The 19,006-nt window shown below is 47.5% G+C and carries 22 protein-coding genes and 1 other annotated feature; of the genes, 9 read left to right on the top strand and 13 right to left on the bottom strand.

Annotation, left to right across the window (positions count from 1 at the left end):
• Positions 1-2 precede the first annotated feature (2 nt).
• Entirely contained in the window at positions 3-254 is a 252-nt protein-coding gene (locus K7G97_RS07040; protein ID WP_223041751.1) for a hypothetical protein, read from the top strand.
• On the opposite strand, the gene K7G97_RS07035 is transcribed toward K7G97_RS07040, so the two are convergent.
• Genes K7G97_RS07035 through ileS form a run of 3 tightly spaced genes read right to left on the bottom strand, consistent with a single transcriptional unit; the run spans position 233 to position 4,302 of the window.
• Positions 233-709 carry a GNAT family N-acetyltransferase gene (locus K7G97_RS07035; protein WP_223041750.1) on the bottom strand — a complete coding sequence of 159 codons (477 nt, stop codon included), beginning with the start codon at positions 707-709 and terminating at the stop codon, positions 233-235. The two genes, K7G97_RS07040 and K7G97_RS07035, sit on opposite strands and share 22 nt — an antisense overlap.
• Before the next feature lie 16 nt (positions 710-725).
• Positions 726-1,211: an SMI1/KNR4 family protein gene (locus K7G97_RS07030; protein ID WP_223041749.1), complete on the bottom strand. Its 486-nt coding sequence runs from the start codon at positions 1,209-1,211 to the stop codon at positions 726-728.
• A gap of 10 nt (positions 1,212-1,221) precedes the next feature.
• Entirely contained in the window at positions 1,222-4,302 is a 3,081-nt protein-coding gene (ileS, locus tag K7G97_RS07025) for an isoleucine--tRNA ligase (protein WP_223041748.1), read from the bottom strand.
• A gap of 56 nt (positions 4,303-4,358) precedes the next feature.
• Positions 4,359-4,604: a binding site (T-box leader), on the bottom strand.
• Between the two features lie 84 nt (positions 4,605-4,688).
• Here ileS and K7G97_RS07020 point away from each other — a divergent pair.
• Complete coding sequence (locus tag K7G97_RS07020; protein WP_223041747.1) at positions 4,689-5,246, top strand: GNAT family N-acetyltransferase; 558 nt, start codon at positions 4,689-4,691, stop codon at positions 5,244-5,246.
• Between the two features lie 61 nt (positions 5,247-5,307).
• Here the strand turns inward: K7G97_RS07020 and K7G97_RS07015 are convergent, their stop codons facing one another.
• The 3 genes from K7G97_RS07015 to K7G97_RS07005 all read right to left on the bottom strand — a co-directional run bounded on the left by K7G97_RS07015 (position 5,308) and on the right by K7G97_RS07005 (position 6,254).
• On the bottom strand, positions 5,308-5,691 hold the full coding sequence (locus K7G97_RS07015) for a hypothetical protein (protein ID WP_223041746.1): 384 nt from the start codon (positions 5,689-5,691) through the stop codon (positions 5,308-5,310).
• Between the two features lie 10 nt (positions 5,692-5,701).
• A complete protein-coding gene (locus K7G97_RS07010; protein ID WP_223041745.1) occupies positions 5,702-5,893 on the bottom strand; it encodes a helix-turn-helix transcriptional regulator in 192 nt (63 codons plus the stop codon).
• A gap of 136 nt (positions 5,894-6,029) precedes the next feature.
• Positions 6,030-6,254 carry a DUF2188 domain-containing protein gene (locus K7G97_RS07005; RefSeq protein ID WP_058265324.1) on the bottom strand — a complete coding sequence of 75 codons (225 nt, stop codon included), beginning with the start codon at positions 6,252-6,254 and terminating at the stop codon, positions 6,030-6,032.
• Positions 6,255-6,713: 459 nt separating this feature from the next.
• Between K7G97_RS07005 and K7G97_RS07000 the strand changes: the two genes are divergently transcribed.
• Positions 6,714-8,411, top strand: a complete 1,698-nt coding sequence (locus K7G97_RS07000) for a methyl-accepting chemotaxis protein (protein WP_223041744.1) — start codon at positions 6,714-6,716, stop codon at positions 8,409-8,411.
• A gap of 70 nt (positions 8,412-8,481) precedes the next feature.
• Positions 8,482-9,624, top strand: a complete 1,143-nt coding sequence (gene solA, locus K7G97_RS06995) for an N-methyl-L-tryptophan oxidase (RefSeq protein ID WP_223041743.1) — start codon at positions 8,482-8,484, stop codon at positions 9,622-9,624.
• 381 nt (positions 9,625-10,005) lie between these two features.
• Here solA and K7G97_RS06990 read toward each other — a convergent pair whose 3' ends face one another.
• Both K7G97_RS06990 and K7G97_RS06985 read right to left on the bottom strand, forming a co-directional pair.
• Positions 10,006-10,719, bottom strand: a complete 714-nt coding sequence (locus K7G97_RS06990) for a hypothetical protein (protein ID WP_223041742.1) — start codon at positions 10,717-10,719, stop codon at positions 10,006-10,008.
• A 127-nt stretch (positions 10,720-10,846) separates the two neighbouring features.
• The gene (locus tag K7G97_RS06985) at positions 10,847-11,095 is read right to left on the bottom strand and encodes a hypothetical protein (RefSeq protein ID WP_223041741.1); all 249 of its coding nucleotides are present in this window, start codon (positions 11,093-11,095) and stop codon (positions 10,847-10,849) included.
• 149 nt (positions 11,096-11,244) lie between these two features.
• Here K7G97_RS06985 and K7G97_RS06980 point away from each other — a divergent pair, with 149 nt between their 5' ends.
• The gene (locus tag K7G97_RS06980; RefSeq protein ID WP_223041740.1) at positions 11,245-11,763 is read left to right on the top strand and encodes a helix-turn-helix domain-containing protein; all 519 of its coding nucleotides are present in this window, start codon (positions 11,245-11,247) and stop codon (positions 11,761-11,763) included.
• Positions 11,764-11,839: 76 nt separating this feature from the next.
• On the top strand, positions 11,840-12,931 hold the full coding sequence (locus K7G97_RS06975) for a hypothetical protein (RefSeq protein WP_223041739.1): 1,092 nt from the start codon (positions 11,840-11,842) through the stop codon (positions 12,929-12,931).
• 224 nt (positions 12,932-13,155) lie between these two features.
• On the opposite strand, the gene K7G97_RS06970 is transcribed toward K7G97_RS06975, so the two are convergent.
• Entirely contained in the window at positions 13,156-13,506 is a 351-nt protein-coding gene (locus tag K7G97_RS06970) for a cupin domain-containing protein (RefSeq protein ID WP_223041738.1), read from the bottom strand.
• 196 nt (positions 13,507-13,702) lie between these two features.
• On the opposite strand from K7G97_RS06970, the gene K7G97_RS06965 reads away from it, so the two are divergent.
• Genes K7G97_RS06965 through K7G97_RS06955 form a run of 3 tightly spaced genes read left to right on the top strand, consistent with a single transcriptional unit; the run spans position 13,703 to position 15,578 of the window.
• Entirely contained in the window at positions 13,703-13,930 is a 228-nt protein-coding gene (locus tag K7G97_RS06965) for a PLDc N-terminal domain-containing protein (protein ID WP_223041737.1), read from the top strand.
• Entirely contained in the window at positions 13,927-14,811 is an 885-nt protein-coding gene (locus K7G97_RS06960; protein WP_223041736.1) for an ABC transporter ATP-binding protein, read from the top strand. The genes K7G97_RS06965 and K7G97_RS06960 overlap by 4 nt, the downstream gene beginning before the upstream one ends.
• Positions 14,808-15,578, top strand: coding sequence for an ABC transporter permease (locus tag K7G97_RS06955; protein WP_223041735.1), 771 nt, complete (start codon positions 14,808-14,810; stop codon positions 15,576-15,578). The genes K7G97_RS06960 and K7G97_RS06955 overlap by 4 nt, the downstream gene beginning before the upstream one ends.
• Positions 15,579-15,624: 46 nt before the next feature.
• Here the strand turns inward: K7G97_RS06955 and K7G97_RS06950 are convergent, their stop codons facing one another.
• The 4 genes from K7G97_RS06950 to nikB are packed head-to-tail and all read right to left on the bottom strand — an operon-like array spanning position 15,625 to position 19,005.
• Complete coding sequence (locus tag K7G97_RS06950; RefSeq protein ID WP_223041734.1) at positions 15,625-16,422, bottom strand: ATP-binding cassette domain-containing protein; 798 nt, start codon at positions 16,420-16,422, stop codon at positions 15,625-15,627.
• Complete coding sequence (locus tag K7G97_RS06945; RefSeq protein ID WP_223041733.1) at positions 16,419-17,225, bottom strand: ABC transporter ATP-binding protein; 807 nt, start codon at positions 17,223-17,225, stop codon at positions 16,419-16,421. The genes K7G97_RS06950 and K7G97_RS06945 overlap by 4 nt, the downstream gene beginning before the upstream one ends.
• Positions 17,222-18,067 (bottom strand): nickel ABC transporter permease subunit NikC, encoded by an 846-nt coding sequence (gene nikC, locus K7G97_RS06940; protein WP_396133872.1) that lies wholly within the window; start codon positions 18,065-18,067, stop codon positions 17,222-17,224. The genes K7G97_RS06945 and nikC overlap by 4 nt, the downstream gene beginning before the upstream one ends.
• Complete coding sequence (gene nikB, locus K7G97_RS06935; protein WP_223041732.1) at positions 18,064-19,005, bottom strand: nickel ABC transporter permease; 942 nt, start codon at positions 19,003-19,005, stop codon at positions 18,064-18,066. The genes nikC and nikB overlap by 4 nt, the downstream gene beginning before the upstream one ends.
• Position 19,006 lies beyond the last annotated feature (1 nt).

The raw sequence follows: 19,006 nt of genomic DNA, 5'->3' as shown, positions 1-19,006 counted from the left end.
TTATGTCTCAAACAGGTCGTGCGTCATTCTTTTGGAAACGATACTTCTATGTCTTCTTTCCTTTGTTCATCTTCGGCGTTAGTCACGAATCATACCTGGTCGATAATCCGTTAGCTAACCTTGAGGACATCGGCGAGTTCGTCTTCTTCTTTTGCCTTTATCTGTTTAACTTTGCCGTTCTTGCCGCTCTTTTGACGAATCTGTGGTGGTTCTTCCTTCCGACAAAACCCGCTCATTCCGAAAGCGATTTTTGATAGGAAACGAGTGTCGCCCGTACGTTGAGCGGTTGACTGACACCGGTCAATCGATAGCCCATCTTCTCATAGAAATAACAGTTACGTGTCTCTTCGCGAATCGTCCGCAGTTCCCATGTCGTTGCAGCCGGATACGCTGCTTCAACGAGCTGTAACGCGCGTTGGGCGATCCCTTCACCTTGACGGGCTGGATCTAAGAACATCGGACTGATCGCGTAGCGACTCGGTGCTTTCGCAACGACACAAATCCCGCCAACGACAACATCGTCGACGATGATTTGATGAAACGTACTGCTCGGATGTGTGATCCGGTGAATGACACGATCGATCGATTCGTTCGCCGGATTCGTTGCAAAATCTTGATACCGCTCGAGCGTCTCTGAAAACGCCTCGATTTGAAGCGTATGAAGCTTCGCAGCGTCTGCAAGAGACGCTGTCTGTAATTGAATGTCCACTGAACCTCTTCCTCTCTTAACGGAACCATTCCCAAAATAGCGTGCCTTGCGCGACGATCAAGTAGTCGAGCCATCGCTCAAAGCCGAACGGCATCGCGTCTTCCTCCCATTCCTCGAAATTTAGAAATTCCCCACTCCAAATCCGATTTCCTGCCGGTCGATTCATCTCGTAGACGATCCACTCCCCGTCTGGTCCTGCACCGATCGCTAAGAAGTTTTCGGGACATTCCCACATCTCGCTATACGTCAGGCAATCCTCGATTGAAAAGAGTTCGAATCCATCGTTGTAGGATAACGTTTCGTGTTGAAAGAGCTTCGCACCGTTATGTTGACGTAAGAACGTCTGATAGTCGTCTGCCGTCCACGCAGGTAACAGCGCGAGCTGTTCGTCCGTCGCTCCTCGGTTAAAGATGAAACGTTCTCGGGCTACTTCCCCTTCTTCTTTTTGGACCTCTAACAAACCGTCGACGAGTCGACCTTTTAATGCTTCTAATGCAATCATGTTCTTCTCCTTAACAATATTCTTTCGTTGGTGTGAACGAGACACCGACATCGTGTCCGCCTAGCTGAACATCTCCTGTTCCTTGTAGCGGTTCAGTTCGCACGGAGGATAAGGCAAGGTGTTTGAATAACAAAGGCTCAAACGTCTCGACGATTGGTTGGAACGTCGCATCGACCGACAAGACGAGATCGATTCGGGCGTCCCGCGATAACGCTTGTGCCTTTCGTTGCGACTGAATATAGCGGACAAGCTCCCGCATCCAGCGTTCCTGCTCCAGTGCCTCCGTGATCCGCGTATCGAGCGTCACGGTGAGTCCACCACTCGTCGCAGCAGCAAAACCCGTCTGGACGATTGGTTCGACGATGACGTCCGCTTGACGCACTTCGACTTCATCGCCTGAAGCGGTCTGATAGATCAATTTTCCGGTCTCGAGCAAGTCGGAAGTCTCCTGTGCAGACAATTGTTGTAGCCATTGGTGGATCGCGTTCGCTTGCTGTGCGAATTTCGCTCCGGCTGCGCGGAAGTTCAGTTTAAGACGGAACCGTGTCGTCGCTTGCGTCGTCGGAACGATTTTGACGTCTTTTACACTCAGTTCCTCTTGGATGATTGCTGTATAGTCCGTCCACGAAAAGGTTTCGCTCGATTGGACGCTTAAGCTAGCAAGCGGTTGTTTGACTTTCAAGGCGTGCGTATTACGTACTTGTCGTCCTAACTCGACGACAGACACGACTTGTGTCATTTCGTATTCCAGATCAGGTCGGAGCATCGATTGATCGGCAACCGGATAATCCGCTACATGTACGCTCATTCCTGTTAATCGCTGATAGACATCATCGGCAAGGTACGGCGTAAACGGTGCGAGTAGTCGTGCCGTCGTCGAAAGTGCGAAGTGAAGCGTCTTGTACGCGGCTTGTTTTTCTTGCGACCAATCAGCTTGCCAGAAACGTTCCCGCGAACGGCGGATGTACCAGTTACTGATCTCATCGACGAGTTGCGCAAGACTCCGCGCTGCTTGAGTCAATTGATAATCGTCCATCGCATTCGTCACGTCTTGCGTCGTCTGATGGACACGCGAGAGCAACCATTCGTCGAGACGCGTCCGTTTTTGCGGACATGAGCCATCAAATCCGTCCAGTTCGGCATACGTCAGATAAAACTGGACGGCGTGATCCAGTGTATCGACTAGCTTTGATTTTGCTTCTTGGACGATCCGCTCAGCAAACCGTTTCGCACTCCACGGACTGCTGTCGACGAGTAGCGCCCAGCGTAAGCTATCAGCACCATATGCTTCGATTAACGCCACCGGGTCGAGGGCATTCCCGCGACTTTTCGACATCTTCTGTCCGTTCTCATCGAGGACGTGCCCGAGTGCGAGGACGCGCTTATAGGCAGGCTGTCCCGTGAAGAGTGTCGAGATCGCTTGCAAACTGTAGAACCAGCCCCGCGTCTGATCGATGCCTTCGATGACGACATCGGCTGGATAGCGGTTAAGCGTCTGCGTCCGTGACGGATAATGCTGTTGCGCGAACGGCATCGCTCCGCTATCAAACCAGACATCGATGACTTCTGGTGTCCGGTGCATCACTCCCTGACACGTCGGACACGAGACCGATAACGCATCGACGTATGGTTTATGCAACTCGACGGATTCCGTCGATGTCGTCCGGTGCAACAAGTCAGCCTTGTTTTTTGGAACGAACGTCGTGTCACACGCTTCACACTCCCAGACGTTCAGTGGTGTACCCCAATAGCGATTGCGACTGATGTTCCAGTCGACGAGTTGCTCGAGGAACTTCCCGAACCGCCCTTCCTTGACGTGATCGGGATACCACGTCACAGACGCATTGTTCGCAAGGAGTTGTTCCTTGACGGCCGTCGTCTCGATGAACCAGTTGTCTTGTGCGTAATAGAGCAGTGGCGAGTCACATCGCCAACAATGCGGATAGCTGTGCGTATAGCGTTTTTTCGCAAACAAGCGTCCCCGTTCAGCGAGCAGCTGGATGATCGCGACGTCTGACTCTTTGACGAATCGACCAACGAGTGGTGGAACGGCGTCCGTGTAACACCCAGCAGCATCGACGACATTAACGAATGACAGACCGTTTTCCCGGACGACCCGGTAATCTTCTTCCCCGTACGCTGGAGCAAGGTGGACAAGTCCTGTTCCGCTCGTCGCTTGAACGAAGGACGCCCCGACGACCATGTGACCGTTCTCTGGCGTCACGAAATCAAACGGTGGTTCATAACGCAAGCCGACGAGTTCCGCACCAAGCTGTTCGGATACGACCTCGACGGATTCTGAGAACAGTTCAGCGACTAACGCTTTTGCGACAATGAATCGCTCTCCTTCAAACGCTACCGTGACGTACGTCAATTCCGGATGAACCGCCACCGCGACGTTTGCCGGTAACGTCCAAGGTGTCGTCGTCCACGCAAGTAGAAACGTCTGCTCCATACCGACGATCGGAAGTTTGACCGTAGCCGATAAGTCCGTCACGTCCTGATAGCCTTGCGCGACTTCATGGGAACTGAGTGACGTCTGACAGCTCGGACAATACGGTGATACACGATGTCCCTTCGTCAACCAGCCTTTGTCATGGATCGTCCCAAGGATATGCCAGACGCTTTCGATATACTCGTCCTCCATCGTCACGTAAGGGTCATCCATGTCGACCCAGTAGCCGAGTTTTTCCGTGAAGACACGCCACTGTGTTTCATAGGAGAAGACACTTTCCTTACAGCGGGCGATGAATGCTTCAACACCATAGTCTTCGATCGCTTGTTTGCCGGAGATGCCGAGTTGTTTCTCGACCCCGAGTTCGACCGGTAGTCCATGTGTATCCCAGCCAGCTTTTCGTTCGACCCGGAATCCTTGCATCGTCTTATAACGGGCGACGGTATCCTTGACGGTTCGTCCGAGTGCATGACCGACGTGGGGTAAGCCGTTCGCAGTCGGCGGTCCTTCGTAGAATACGAATTCCGCTTCCGTGCGTTGTTCAATCGATCGTGCGAAGACTTGGTCTTGTTTCCATCTGTTGCGGACACGCGCTTCGCGTTGTTGTAAGGTTTCTGCTTGGTTTTGTGACGTCATCTCTTGTTCGCTCCTTTGTCGGTAACTAAGAGAATACAAAAAAGTCCGCCCCCTTTGACAGGGACGGACTTCACCGCGATACCACCCATATTCCGCCGAGAATGCTTATTCTCGACAGCACTTAGTTGCACACTATCATGCGCATTCCATGTAACGGTGGACACCCGGTCACGCTTACTGAATGGTTCAGCGTGACTTCTCAGAGAGGATCTTCATGATTGATCTGGCTACCGGCTCTCAGCAATCCCGGTTTTCTGTAAGGCAGAGGGACAATCATTACTCTTTCTCGTCAACGAAATGATATGCTCTTGTTGTGGAGAATCTTACCACATGACTTAAAGACTGCACAACAGCTTTTTACATTTTCTTGCAAAGGGGTTTTTTGAATGTTACATACTTTCCCAACGCTTAAAACGAACCGCCTCGTCTTACGCGAAGTGTTACCCGAAGATGCTACGAGTGTCCTCGCCTATTTATCAGACGAACAAGTCGTCAAACAGATGGGACTCGACGCCTTTCAATCGGAAACAGACGCGCTCGAAGAGATTGATTGGTACGCTTCGATTCGTCGCGATGGCACGGGCATCCGGTTCGGGATCACGTTACAAGAAAACGATGTCATCATCGGCAGTTGCGGATTCTTAAATCAGTCGGCACGCCATCAGCGGGCAGAACTCGGGTTTGAGTTGAGTCCAGCTCATCAGGGACAGGGCATCGCGAAAGAAGCCGCACTTGCGGTCATCGCATATGGGTTTGAGGAGCTCTCTTTAAATCGTATCGAAGCACTTGTCTTACCAGCAAATACTGCTTCACACCAATTGCTTGAACGGCTTGGTTTTCAGCGCGAAGGGTTGCTTCGTCAATATGAAAACTCGCGTGGTCAGTTCGATGATTTGTATATGTACTCGATTTTGCGGAGTGAGTGGTCTGTCTTAAAAAGATAATCTGTGAAATATCAAAAGTCGTTTAGATGGGTGAATCCGTCTAAACGACTTTTATACCGTTTTATCGATAAGATCTTGCTTTTAAAAATTCTATGATCGGCAACAGTGTCAGTCCGATCGCGAACAAGACGATCAATAACAGATTCGCTGATTCATGCAAAAAGTAATCGAGACAGATGAATCCAAAAATCAGGACAATCAGGATTTTGTAGCTAACGAGCCCGCTTTCCGTCGTAATCTTTTTGCCGAGTTCATCTTCTGGCACAGGACGCTCGTCTTCTTTTGATCGCGCCCACGTAAAATACGAGAAGAACATGATCATCAGAATAGCCAATTGCACGATGGAGAAGAACGTTACGTTGTTTTCGATGATCATACTAATGATGGTAAGACTCGCCACTATCACGAGCGTCACTAAAAATAAACCCGTTTTTTTCTTAGACATCCCATTCCTCCTATTCTGAAATGAACAGATGATCGACTTGTGTCTGCAAGACTTTGGCGATATTAAACGCTAATTGTAAAGTCGGATCATACTTGTTGTTTTCAATCGCATTGATCGTCTGCCGACTGACCTGACAGCGGTCAGCCAGTTCTTGTTGCGATAATTTTGCCGCTAGACGTCGCTCTTTGATGTGGTTTCTCATGTTCATTCCTCCACGACGTGTCAAATTCTTTTTACATCTCTACTGTAATGAACTTCCATCCTCATGTCAAAAACATTTGACATGAGGATCATTAAAAAACACGTTCTGATGATCAGAACGTGTCGTATATGATAGCTCAACCTCGTGGTGGAAATGGATCATGTCCGTAAGAATCTTTTTCGCGAATCTGCCCTTCTTTGTTATGAATCACGAGTTCTGTCTTCTGTTTTTTCGCAATGCGACGCCCTTCAGCGATCGCTTCTTTCTGTGTAGCAAATCGTTTGGTTGCTCGAGTCGCACCAGCAGCTTTCACTTGATAGCCACCTTTAGGATGTGGCGTGACATGTTGCTCTCGTTTCATCCAACTCCTCCTCTCATACGTATCAGCTAGATACGTTCACGTCACATTGATGACTATCTTGATGTCCCTGTTTCAACAGTATCTTCGATTGGCAACGTAAACATGTCATCAATCGGAAGGTTGCTTTTTTCGTGCTGACCGCATGTCTTCGTAATTCATTTTCATATACATGTCTTGCCTTGATTCGATGATCAACTTCACTTTCCATCTCAATCCCTCTTCCCTCAACTTATATTTTTTTCTAACTATTATGTGCCCTGAATCATTCTCTACAAATCCTTTTTTAAGAAAATCAATCTTTCCGCAGGCAGTTTCATAAAAATATCGTCAAAAGGTCCTGTTTAATATGTATTTTACCGACCGATAAATGAATTACAGATAGAAAATATGAGTTGAGAGGACTAGTTGAACGTGAAGAACACAACCAAGAACCATTCCATCCGAACGCGCCTTTTAGTAATGATTAGTTTGATTTTGATTGCCTTTTTTGTTTTTAGTAGTCTAGCTTTATACTTCAATACGAAACAAACGGCAGTCTCAACATTGAAAGCGACCGCTGAAAAGGACGCACTGCGCATCAGTAAAACGTTCGATACGGCAGCTTACAGCGAATTTCTACAATCGCCTGTCGCGTCCGAACAATACGAAACGTTACGAACAGAACTCGATACGTTACGAAAGCAAAATGGACTCTTATATACATACACAGCACGCATCGACCAAAATAAGGTTCGATTATTAATCGATGGTTTACCAAAAGATAAGGCTGCGAAAATCAATGCCCCGGCAAGTGGTGCAACCGTTGCCGATATGCAAGACGTCCTAAAGGGCAAAACACATACGACGGACGTGATTGATGATCCAATTTATGGACAGTACATCAGTGTCTACGTTCCGCTGAAGGATGCGACCGGGAAAATCATCGGCATCCTTGGAACCGATATCGCGGCGAAGGAAGTCGATGCCCTGACGACCGATCTATTGCAACAAAACGCTCCGATTTTCATCGGGTTGATGCTCCTACTGTTGACGATAACCCTTATCTTGCTTTACATCGTACTCGGTCGAAAGTTACGTCCGCTCGAGACGTTACAGAAAGTCGCTGCCTTGATTGCCGACGGACGACTGGATCAGGCAAAACAAACGTTGACCGATTTGACGATTGCTTCGAAAGACGAAATCTATGCGCTTGCGATCTCGATTCGTGATATGAACGAGATGCTGCGGACGATGATCGTCGACATCAAACAGACAGCTACCCTCGTCTCGACGACGAGTCAATCGATCGATCAAAGTACGTCGGAAGTACTCGACGGTTCCGAACAAATCGCTCATACGATGTCGGAAATCGCGACCGGGACCGAAAGTCAGACGCAAGTCACGCTTTCATTGAATGATGAGATGAATCGGTTCGCAGCATTGATCGAGACGACGAATCAGTCTGGTGTCGAAATTCAAGGAACGACGGAGCAGATGGCAACACTGACACGAGTCGGACGAGAGCAAATGTCCGCTTCCGTCGAACAGATGCGTCACATTCATCAGCACGTCACGCAATCTGCTGAACAGATTGATCTACTGAAACAGCAATCATCAGATATCCAAACGCTCGTCGGCATCATCCGCGGTATTTCCGAGCAGACGAATCTACTCGCCCTCAATGCCGCGATTGAAGCAGCACGGGCGGGTGAACAAGGGAAAGGATTCGCTGTCGTCGCGACCGAGGTCAAGAATCTTTCAAGCCATGTCGCTAGCAGTGTCAGTGGGATCGCAACGATTGTCACGTCGATCGAAGCCAGTGCGCAGCAGATGCAACATAGCTTTAAAACGACGGTCGAAGCAACAGCAGCCGGTGAACAGATCGTTCTCGATACGGATACGACGTTCGAACGGTTGACGGATCAAGTCACGCACGTCTCAACGGCAACACAGCAGATGACGCAACAGATGGAAGACGTCTTGCAGGCAGAACGTTTCATCCGCAATGCCTTGACGGAAATTGCCGCTGTCGCGGAAGAGCATACGGCGAGTAACGAGGAAGTTGCCGCTGCGTCTGAACAAATGATTGCGACGATCACGACGCTCCATACGCTCGTCGGCGATTTGAACGCACGAACAGAACATTTAGAACAGGAAGCCCGTCGCTTCGAGATTTAATCTTTCATTTGTTCTTTTCTGGTTCTCACTCTATACTGGTGTGAACTTACATATGAAGGAGTCGAACCAGATGTCCCATTATGATGTCATCATCGTCGGTGCCGGATCCATGGGGATGGCAGCCGGCTACTATCTCTCACGAACCGATCAAAACATCTTACTATTAGACGCTCACAATCCACCGCATGATCAAGCGAGCCATCACGGGGAGACTCGGATCATTCGTCATGCCTACGGAGAAGGTGAAGCTTATGTGCCGCTGGCGTTAGCCGCGCAACGCTTATGGTACGAGTTGGAACAGATCAGCGGTCGGAGCCTGTTCCTGAACACCGGAGTCTTAAACGCTGGTCACCGCTCGTCCCATGCGATGCAGACGATCATCAGGAGTGCAGCGCAGTATGATTTACCGCTTGAGATCCTGACGGCTGAAGAAATGAGAACGCGCTGGTCCGGCTTAACGATGCCCGACGAGTATATCGGTTGTTTTGAACCGACGTCCGGTGTGTTGAAGTGCGAGGATTGTATTGAAGCATACCGTGATCTTGCTGTCGCGAACGGTGTCGACATCCGGACGAATGCGAAAGTGACGACGCTTACCGCCCACGCTCATGGTGTGGACGTAACCGTCGGAACAGACACCTATTCAGCTGACGCCTTAATCGTCGCAGCCGGTGCCTGGTCTGGTCCGTTGCTCGAACAGATTGGTCTCTCCTTACCGCTTCGCCCGGTCCGCAAGACGTTCGCCTGGTTCGAAGCAGCGGAAGAGGTATTCAATGACGCGGTGTTCCCTGCCTTCGCCTTTGATACACCCGCCGGTTATTATTACGGTTTTCCAAGTATCGCTCAAGCCGGTCTGAAAATTGGACGCCACGACGGTGGGATTCCCGTTGATCCAAATCAACTACGCCGTCCATTTGGTCAGGAGACGGGTGATCTGGCTGATTTACGACAGTTCACGAACACCTTCATGCCCTCGATCGATACTTTAACTCACGGAAAAACGTGTCTCTATACGATGACGCCAGACGAGGACTTCATCATCGATTTACATCCGGACTATCCGCATATCGCGATTGCCGCCGGCTTTTCCGGTCACGGATTCAAGTTCAGCAGCTTAGTCGGAAAAGTACTCAGTGAATTGATCATGGAACGATCGACGACCGAACCGATCGGACCGTTCGCGATTAAGCGTTTTAAACAATTGAACACATGAAACGATAAAGACCGGCAACGAAAATGCGTTGTCGGTCTTTGCTTGTCAATATTCTAGACGAGCATCATTTAGTGATGACGTGAATACAGTAATGATTTTCTTTGTTTGCTTGACAATTACGTCCTCAAAATCCTCTGTCATGACTTCATAATCACTTCAAAGTTTTTCTCATTAGCGGTGAAAATGAGATTCACCTTAGCGACTTGTCTTTGAATGTCTTTGATTACTTCAGCCACATTCTTTTTGGTTACGGCTTTATAAACGTTGAAATTCATGACGAATGAATAATTGTATGGACTTTATTCCATGTTAAAATCGCCTTTTATTCAGGTTTTTTTTTGATAAATAAAAAAGCACTAACCCGAAGGTCAGTGATTAGAATTATTGTTTTGCATAGATATAAATATTCTTTTTGTAATCATAGTTGAAGAACATGTAGTAATCTGTTTTTCCACTGTGACTCTTGGCTAGATAGTAAATCCAGGAAGCTTTATCAGGGTAAATGTTCTTGCCATTCTTATCAACGTATCCAAACTTTGTTAAATCTTCTGAATAAAGGTGATCAAAAACTCCGAGTCCTTTACCGGAAAGAATTTTATCGATTTGACTAATTGTCATACCATATTTCGGCTTCTTGCCATTGTAGAATTTTTTTGCCGAAGGATTTTCTGGAGAGTAAGCTTTCCATCCAACGTAAAGTTCCTTGTTTTCTTTTTTTGTAAATAAACCTAAACCAATCTTATGAGAATACATACTTTTGCTCTTTTGATCATGTGTATAAAAACCAAATTCATAGTTCTTTCCGGTTTTAGAAATATCACGATAGAAAGGTCTTTTGCTAAAAGTTGTGACTCCATATTCTTTCTTTAGATGCTTTTTGTATGTCTTACCGTAAATCAATTTAGCAGCTTCGATAACCGTCATACCAGGCTTTATTTTCTTGTAGACCTCGTACTCCTTTGATGCTGCACTTGTTGAATTTGGTAACATTAATGTTAATGAAAATAATAATGTTAGCATTACTATTAATGTTATTGTTTTCGCTAACATTTTTGTCAATGTTAATGATTGCTTCTTAGTAACAGGAATGCTCATATTATTTTCCCCTTATTTATAGTTTATATATCTATTTTAACCTTTAAATGGGAATTGAAATGGATGTTTTAATAGATTAGGGGAATAATGTTTGGCTAAATCATTTCGGTCTTTTGATGTGCATATATTATTTTTGCTCTGTATTCGATAAGGCTTTATGCTGCGCTTCCGTCGATTTCCACCAGCCGTTGATGAATAGGACGAGTCCGACGACTAAAGCAATGATTGGGAAGTACATCAAGTGATATTCTTCAAGTGCTTCGCCAGCAAATTCCGGTGATAATTCCACATATGCTCGGAACATCTGAACGATGAAGAATAAGAAAAAGCTTGTAATGAGTGCATATGTACCATAGCGGTAGTTTAAATCTTTCATAAGAAACGCCCCTTTACCAATTAGTGTAATTATAGACTATTCTCTACTCACTTATTATTTCCTCTTTTTGCATTATCATTTTTAAGAATGTTTCTAAAAGCATGATAAGATAGTTTTAGAATCGATTGAGTGAAGGAGTGAAACACGACGTGAACTTTAACTTATTCAAAAATCATGCCCGGTTTAAGATTGCACTTGAATTAATTGATCGCGAAGACGGCTTATCCATCATGCAACTGAATCAACGCTTAACGGATGTACCGCAATCTACCTTATACCGGCAAGTCAATGCGATGATGGACGATCAGTTGTTGAAGGTCGTCGCTGTCCAGCGCGTCGGAAAAGTCGAGGAAAAAATCTATGCCTTAAACACGAGCGGTTACCAGATCAGCGAGGCGGACTGGAACAGTGCATCGTACGACGAAAAAGTGAATTTCGTCTCGTTCTACTTCATGTATGTCTTACAGCAGTACCAGACGTACTTCGAACAGACCGTTCAAACGCAAGGTCAGGACCACTCGACGTTCTCGATCTCGAAACTGCACCTGACGGATGAAACCTTCAATGATTTTCAACAGGACATGCGGGCACTGCTCGAAAAATATCATCACCTGGAGGCAGAAGACCAGGCAACTGAACGGACCGTCTCACTCGTCATCTTGCCCTAAACACGCTCCGTTTCTAGAAGCGTATTTTCACCAAACTGAAACGAGACAACATTGTGAGGGAGAGAAAATAGACCCCATGAAACGGATCAAAGAAAATCTTGATGCAATTGTAAGGGATACGTTAAACATAAAAGCAGAACAGATTCTAAAGATTGGTGAAGGATCTTGGCACTCTGTTTATAGAGTAACTAGGTTAGAGGATCAAGACCTTGTGATTCGTATAAAAAAGAATGAGGCTTATGGGGAGTTGCAACAGATTGATGAACAAGAGCTGACTACAGAGTATGAGTCTACGAAAGCTTACTATTTACATGCCAATACAAGTGACCAAAATGTCTGTCCTGACTTTTATCAGTATTTTATTGAAGATGGCACAGTATTTACAGTAGAAACGTTCATGGGTCGTGGAACAGATTTATTGTTACTCGATCAGAATAAAGCCCATTCTTACGGTACGAAATTAGGACAAATTTTTCATCGTATACACAATCAGAAAACCTCTATTGTTGGTTTCGGGGAACTGCACTGGCAAGGGGAAACTTTACAAGGTAGTGATTTAAGAAACGAGGATGAATTATGGCTGGAAGAAAATGAACACGTCTTAACCGCATTAAATATGCTCATTCACTCTAGTCTTTGCTTTGATAAAGAAAAAGTCGGTCAGCATATTCATGCTTTAATTGAGAATAGACGAACTCAGGTTCAAAACATCTCGCTCGTGAATCAAGATGTAACACCAGAAAATTTAATTTTAACTGATGAACACATTGCAATCATTGACCCGTTTCCAAGATTGGATTTTGATTTAAAATACGCGGCTTACTTTGTTTTTTGTTACAAATTTTTGTTACCATCCTTCTCAAATGCTCCACGATACATAAATCAAGCGTACCAAGAAAAAAGTAATATTCTAAATAACATAGCTGATGGATTTATAAGCGGATATTGTTTTAACGTTGTTGGAGACGAACGCACCATTCAAATTCAACGATTACTGGATGAATATACATTATGGGTATTGCAAGAAGCGTATGAGCACTTCGACATTCTACATCAGCCTCATCTCACTCATAAAACAACGCAACAGATGGGAAATCGAGAAATGATCACTGCTCGGTTACATCTATGCCTCGAAGAATTAGAAAGTCGGTGTACGAAATCAGAGTAGAGACTGTCGCAAACTTTAGTCTCTACAAAGATAAAAAGAATGAGGCTTTACACACCACTCCTACAGGAATAAGCGCATTTTTGCGCTGTCAGAGACAAACAAGACCCGCTTTCCTGCTTGAATGAAGCAGGAAAGCTGGCTTGTGCCTCGCCTGAGGAAAGGGCGTGAGAAAACGAATCATTCTTTTTTTGAGTCAGCCTCTTTATGTATCCCACTTGGTTTCGTCATATGGAAACGAGTGCTGACGTATCGAGTTCTTCACTTTCAATTACGATCGCTGTTAACCCCGTATCCGTCTTCGTTTCGTGCCATTCTCCTTGATTCCAAAACACCGCTTCCCCACGCTGAACATTTATGTAATCATCCGTTTCTCCTCTCACCCATCCTTCACCCTCTACGATTAACAAGAGTTGCGGCACGACCGCCTGGTGATAACCGACCACGCCATCCTTTTCTAAATGGATGTATCCGATATGCGTCACTTTTTCCGTCTGCATGATCCGTGACATCACAAAGTTCGAATCGAATTTTGTGATTTTCTTGCCCATCTCTTTTTTGAATTGATAAATCTGCATATAATCCTCCTCGACATCATGATTCGTTTGATGGTTCGTCTTTCGTCTACACGATTTGATTCAAATCGCATTTGGAAAATTTTGATAAGAGAAGTTTATCACAGCTCTAACTGATTGAGAACTAACGATGATTCGTCTATGGCGTTGACTTTTCTATTTTCATTATTGATAATGGTAATAGAAAAGGAGGGTTTTTATGAACACAGATTTCTCTGCCTTATCACACATCGACTGGGAACGATTCCTGCCCCTATTATTGATTTACATCTTCATCAACCTGATTCTACTTAGCTGCGCCTGTATCGATTGGTTCAGACGGAAGGACCGGATCGCGACACCGACTACTTGGTTATTGATCATTCTCCTCGTCCAGCCGATTGGCTCGATTCTCTACTTCGTCCTCGGAAGGAGGATGACAGCATGATTCAGATTTCTCATCTCCAGCTTTCCCTTCAACGACGTCTTATCCTAGACGATATTTCCTTCACGATTCACGAACATGAATGTCTTGGACTGATTGGTCCGAATGGTGCCGGAAAAACGACACTCTTGAAATGTCTGAGCGGCATGATTGAGAGTGACCGTGGTTCGATCACGATGTCTTCGCGCCCTATCCGTCAACAGCAGCAATCGATCGGCTACTTATCACAACAAACAGATTTCAAGTCTTGGATGACGTGCGAACAATCACTACGTTTTTTCGGTCGCTTGTCAGGTCTCGATCGCGCAACGTTAAATAAGCGGATTCCAGCTGTTCTACATGAAGTTGGACTCCACGACCAACAAACAGAAGTCGTCGAACGCCTGTCCGGCGGCATGCGCCAACGTCTCGGAATCGCCCAAGCGATCTTACATGAACCGACATTTTTGATTCTTGACGAACCAGCTTCCGCCCTAGATCCGAGTGGTCGACATGATATCAATCAATTGATCCTCCGCTTAAAGAAACGGATGACGATCATCGTCTCAACGCACCTGTTAGAAGACGCAAAGACGTGTTGCGATCGCTTCCTCGTCATTAAGCACGGAAAATTGTTAGGTCCACTCGACAATCAACGCAACGTGGATCAATACCGGATTCAAGTCGAGACGCTTACAGCTGCCCCTTCGTTTTCTGCTACACGATTTCCACGAATCGAGATTGATCGAATCAACCCATGCTGCTATCAGTTCTCCGCACAGCAGCCGCTTGATCTCTCACAGTTAGCGATCACTCTGATTCAACAGGGATGGTCGATTGCCTCGATTGCCTATCAACCGATCGGACTCGAGGAACGGTTCCTCGACATGGTGGCAGACGTATGAAGACCTTTTATACGCTGACATGGACCGAGTGGTTGGAAGCATGGAGAGAATGGAAGATCGTTTGGTTACCGCTGTTCTTCATTGCCCTCGGGGTGACACAACCGTTGCTGTTGATGTATATGGATGTCTTGCTCGCACACGTCGGAAACGCGGACGGAATCATCGTTGATCCGAATCGTCCTGCTCCACAACCACTTGACGTCTTCAGCGCAACAATCCATGGGCAATTCAATCAGCTTGGCTTGATCGTCCTGATCATGAGCTTCATGGGACTGCTCGCTTCAGACCGACAAACCGGTATGCAGGATTTCATTCTGACGCGCCCTGTCTCTCGGAATGTCTATCTCCTGTCGAAATGGTTCAGTCACGGGATGATTAGTTTATTCGGGATGCTGATTGGCGCCCTCACGTCCTACTGTTTGACCGTCTATTGGTTCGGATTTCTCTCACCGATGCTTGCACTACGTATCATCCTCGATTTTAGTCTTTGGACGTTATTCGTCGTCAGTCTGACACTACTGATCAGCACTTTCTTGCGACGCGCTGTTCCGATCGGCATCCTGTCGCTCGTCGTTTCCTTGATACTCGTCGCACTACCTTCGCTAATGCCAGACGTATTATTTTTCACGCCTGGCGCGCTACTGTCGCTCCCATCACACACGTCGTTTTTTTCTTCGTTTCATCTGATTGGTGTCGCTTCTTGTCTCGTTTGGATTCTTCTCATACTCGGCTGGTCAGCTCTTCGGTTCCGAAAAACGGCTTATTGATCCTCTTTTACAACAAAAAAGGATAACGGAGCCGTTCAGCCGTCCGTTATCCTTTGTTTGCTTGTGTCTTTCGAATCGTTCGTTGCCTTGGATGCACGGCAAGTTTTGCTTGGCGCATCCGTTCGACGGCAGGATCCGTCGCAGCATCAAATGCAACTAAACTCGGATAATGCCCGACGAGACGTCCCTGCTCCAAAATCGCGAAGCTGTCACAGAGTTGCTCGGCAGCTTTAATGTCATGGGTGATGAAGACATATGTTAGACCGTGTAGCCGCTTCAAGTCAGCTAACAACGCAAGAATCAATCGTTTGTTGACCATATCGAGGCTACTGACTGCTTCGTCTAAAACAATCAGACGTGGTTCAGCAGCAATCGCTCGCGCAATCGCGATCCGCTGGAGTTGCCCGCCACTGAACTGCGCCGGATATTTCGTTAAATCCGTTGCCTTAAGTCCGACTTGTTCAATAAGCGTGACGAGACGCTGTTGCCGTGCTTCACCCTTTAAACGAATGAAGTTATCAAGCGGTTCGGCGATGATATCAGCCGCCGTCAGCTTCGGATTGACAGCAGCAAACGAGTCCTGGAAGACGACTTGGACATCTCCTTGAAACGGTCGTTTTGTCGCGTGGCGATCGACACCGTTGAACCAGATCGTACCGCTTGACGGACGTTCGAGTCCGAGTAACAATCGTCCGAGCGTACTTTTCCCGGCACCACTCGACCCAAGTAGTCCGAGACAGCGTCCCGCTTCAAGCGTCAACGAGACATCATGCAAGACGGTCTGAGCTGGTCGAAACCGGCGTTTATAGACGTGTGAGACTTGATCGATCTGTAGTAAACTCATCCGAACGCCTCCCTTCCTAGATGCTGGGCAAGAAGGGACTGTGTATACGGATGTTGCGGTCGATCGAACAAATCAAAGACATCTGCTTGCTCAACGATCCGTCCTTGCTGCATGACGAGGACATCGTCTGCAAGTTCAGCGATCACACCGAGATCATGTGAGATGAGCAAGATTGCCGTTCCGTAAGTCGCCCGCATCCGTTCGAGTAATTCAAGAACCGTCTTTTGATTAAAGACATCGAGTGCCGTCGTCGGTTCATCGGCAATCAAGACGCTTGGGCGCAGGGCAACAGCTAAGGCGATCATGATCCGTTGTAACATTCCCCCACTCAGTTCGAACGGATAAGCTTTGAGCAACCGGGCAACGTCCGTCAGATTGACTTCTTCGAGTGCCGTCATCGCTTGTTGTTTCGCTTCACGTTTTGAACAACGTGTATGGGTCTGAATCGTCTCGATCATCTGGTGCCCGATCGAGTAGACCGGTGTGAAGGCACTCATCGGATTTTGCATGATGAACGCAATCTCACCGCCCCGAATCGTTCGCACAGCGCGTTCTGATAAGGATTGAATTGATGTTCCGTTCAGTCGAATATCGCCAGTGACGTCTGTTGTCTGTGGATTAAGCAGACGCATCAAGGCGAGACTCGTCACCGTCTTTCCGCAGCCACTCTCTCCGACAAGACCAAGAATCTGTCCAGCTTGCATTGAGAACATCACACCTTCGATCAATGTTACTTGTTGTTTCGTATGGACGGTCAGACCGTCGACAGCTAAGATCGGTTCGATACGGGCACCTCCTCTCATTTCATCGTTTTTGACACACCGAATCGTTCTGCTAACTGTTCTCCTACTAGGTTAAAGCTGATGATGACAAGCATGATCGCAAGTCCCGGATAAATCATCAATTCCGGATTCGTCCGGATGTACGATTTTCCTTCGTGAATCATCGCTCCCCACTCGGCAGTTGGTGACTGAACACCAAGCCCGAGGAACGACATCGCCGAGATATCCATGATCGCCCATCCCATCTCAAGCGTTCCGATGACGAGCAGCGGTGGTAAGATGTTCGGCAGGATGTGCGTCCGAATGATCTTCCACGAAGACGAACCATTGACGCGAGCAGCAGCGATGAACGCTTCCGTCTTCAGCGTCATGACCATTCCGCGGAACATTCGCGCGTAGTAGACCCACTGGACGAGCATCAAGGCGATGATGACCTGCTTGAGACCTGGACCGAAAATACCGACGAGACCGAGGACGAGAATCAGACTCGGAAATGCCATCACACCGTCACACAGGCGCATCAAGAGTTGGTCGACCCAGCCTCCACGGTAACCGGCAAGTGTTCCGACGAACAGTCCGATCGCAAGTGAGGCGACGAAAATCAACACGGCACAGCCGAGTGAAATCCGTGCGCCATAAATCAAGCGCGATAAGAGACAGCGTCCGAGCTGGTCGGTTCCGAGCGGATAGGCTGACGACGGACCATGGAGCTTTTGCGTCAAGTCGACGAGGTTCGGATCATGCGGCGCGATCCATGGCGCGAACAACGCAATGCCTGCCATCCCGATTAAGACGAGGGCACAGAGATAAAGAAGCGGCGTATACCGCGACCGGATCATCGTTGCTGGAAGTGGAGTATTCATACCGTCCCTCCTTTTTTCGCTAGGCGTGGATCGAGCACAGCTTGAATGATGTCGACGAGCAAACTGCTCCCGATGAAGACGAGTGCCGCGAGAAAGACGTAGCCTTGGATGACCGGCATATCCCGATCAAAGATTGCTTCAATGAAGTAGCGACCGAAGCCTGGCCACGAGAAGACGGTCTCGACGATGATCGTTCCCGTCAGCAACTTCCCAAGGTTCATTCCAAGACCCGTGATCATCGGCGGAATCGCCATCCGAAGGACGTGTTTCCCAAGAATCCGTCCTTCCTTTAATCCACGTGTCCGGGCAAACAAGACATACGGTTCGTTCAATGCTTCAATCACACTGCCACGGAGCAATCGTGTATACAGGGCGATCAACGGGAAGGCGAGCGTCAATGCCGGTAAGATCAAGTGCATCACACTTCCCGTCCCCCCGACCGGAAACCAATCCAGCTGGACAGCAAAGAAGAAGATAAATAGATACCCGAGCCAAAACGACGGGATTGAAGCACCGATGAAGGCGATTGCCCGACTGAGATGGTCAAAGAAGCCATTCTTCTTGATCCCAGCAAGGAACCCGAGCGGGATACTGACGACGAGTGCTAGCAGCAGACTCGTCACTGCTAGCTCGACCGTCGGTGGTAAGCGAAGCAAGACATCTTCTAGGACCGGTTTGCCGGAAAGATACGATGTGCCGAAATCGAGCTGCGCCAAGCGGATGACGGCATCGAAGTATTGTTTGTAGAACGGTTGATCGAGTCCGAATTCTGCTCGTTTGGCAGCGAGCAGTTCATCCGTCGGTTGGATATGGGCAGCGGATAGATAGGCCTGTGCCGGATCAACTGGTGACAAATGAATCAACCCTGTCAGAATCAAGACAGCCAGTAACAAGATCGGGATGACGGATAATATGCGTTTGACGAGGAAGACCCCCATG

Origin of the sequence: Exiguobacterium acetylicum (assembly GCF_019890935.1) — a bacterium.
GTDB lineage: Bacteria > Bacillota > Bacilli > Exiguobacteriales > Exiguobacteriaceae > Exiguobacterium_A > Exiguobacterium_A abrahamii.
Note: the sequence above shows the minus strand (reverse complement) of the source record. Positions and strands in the feature narration are given on the sequence as shown.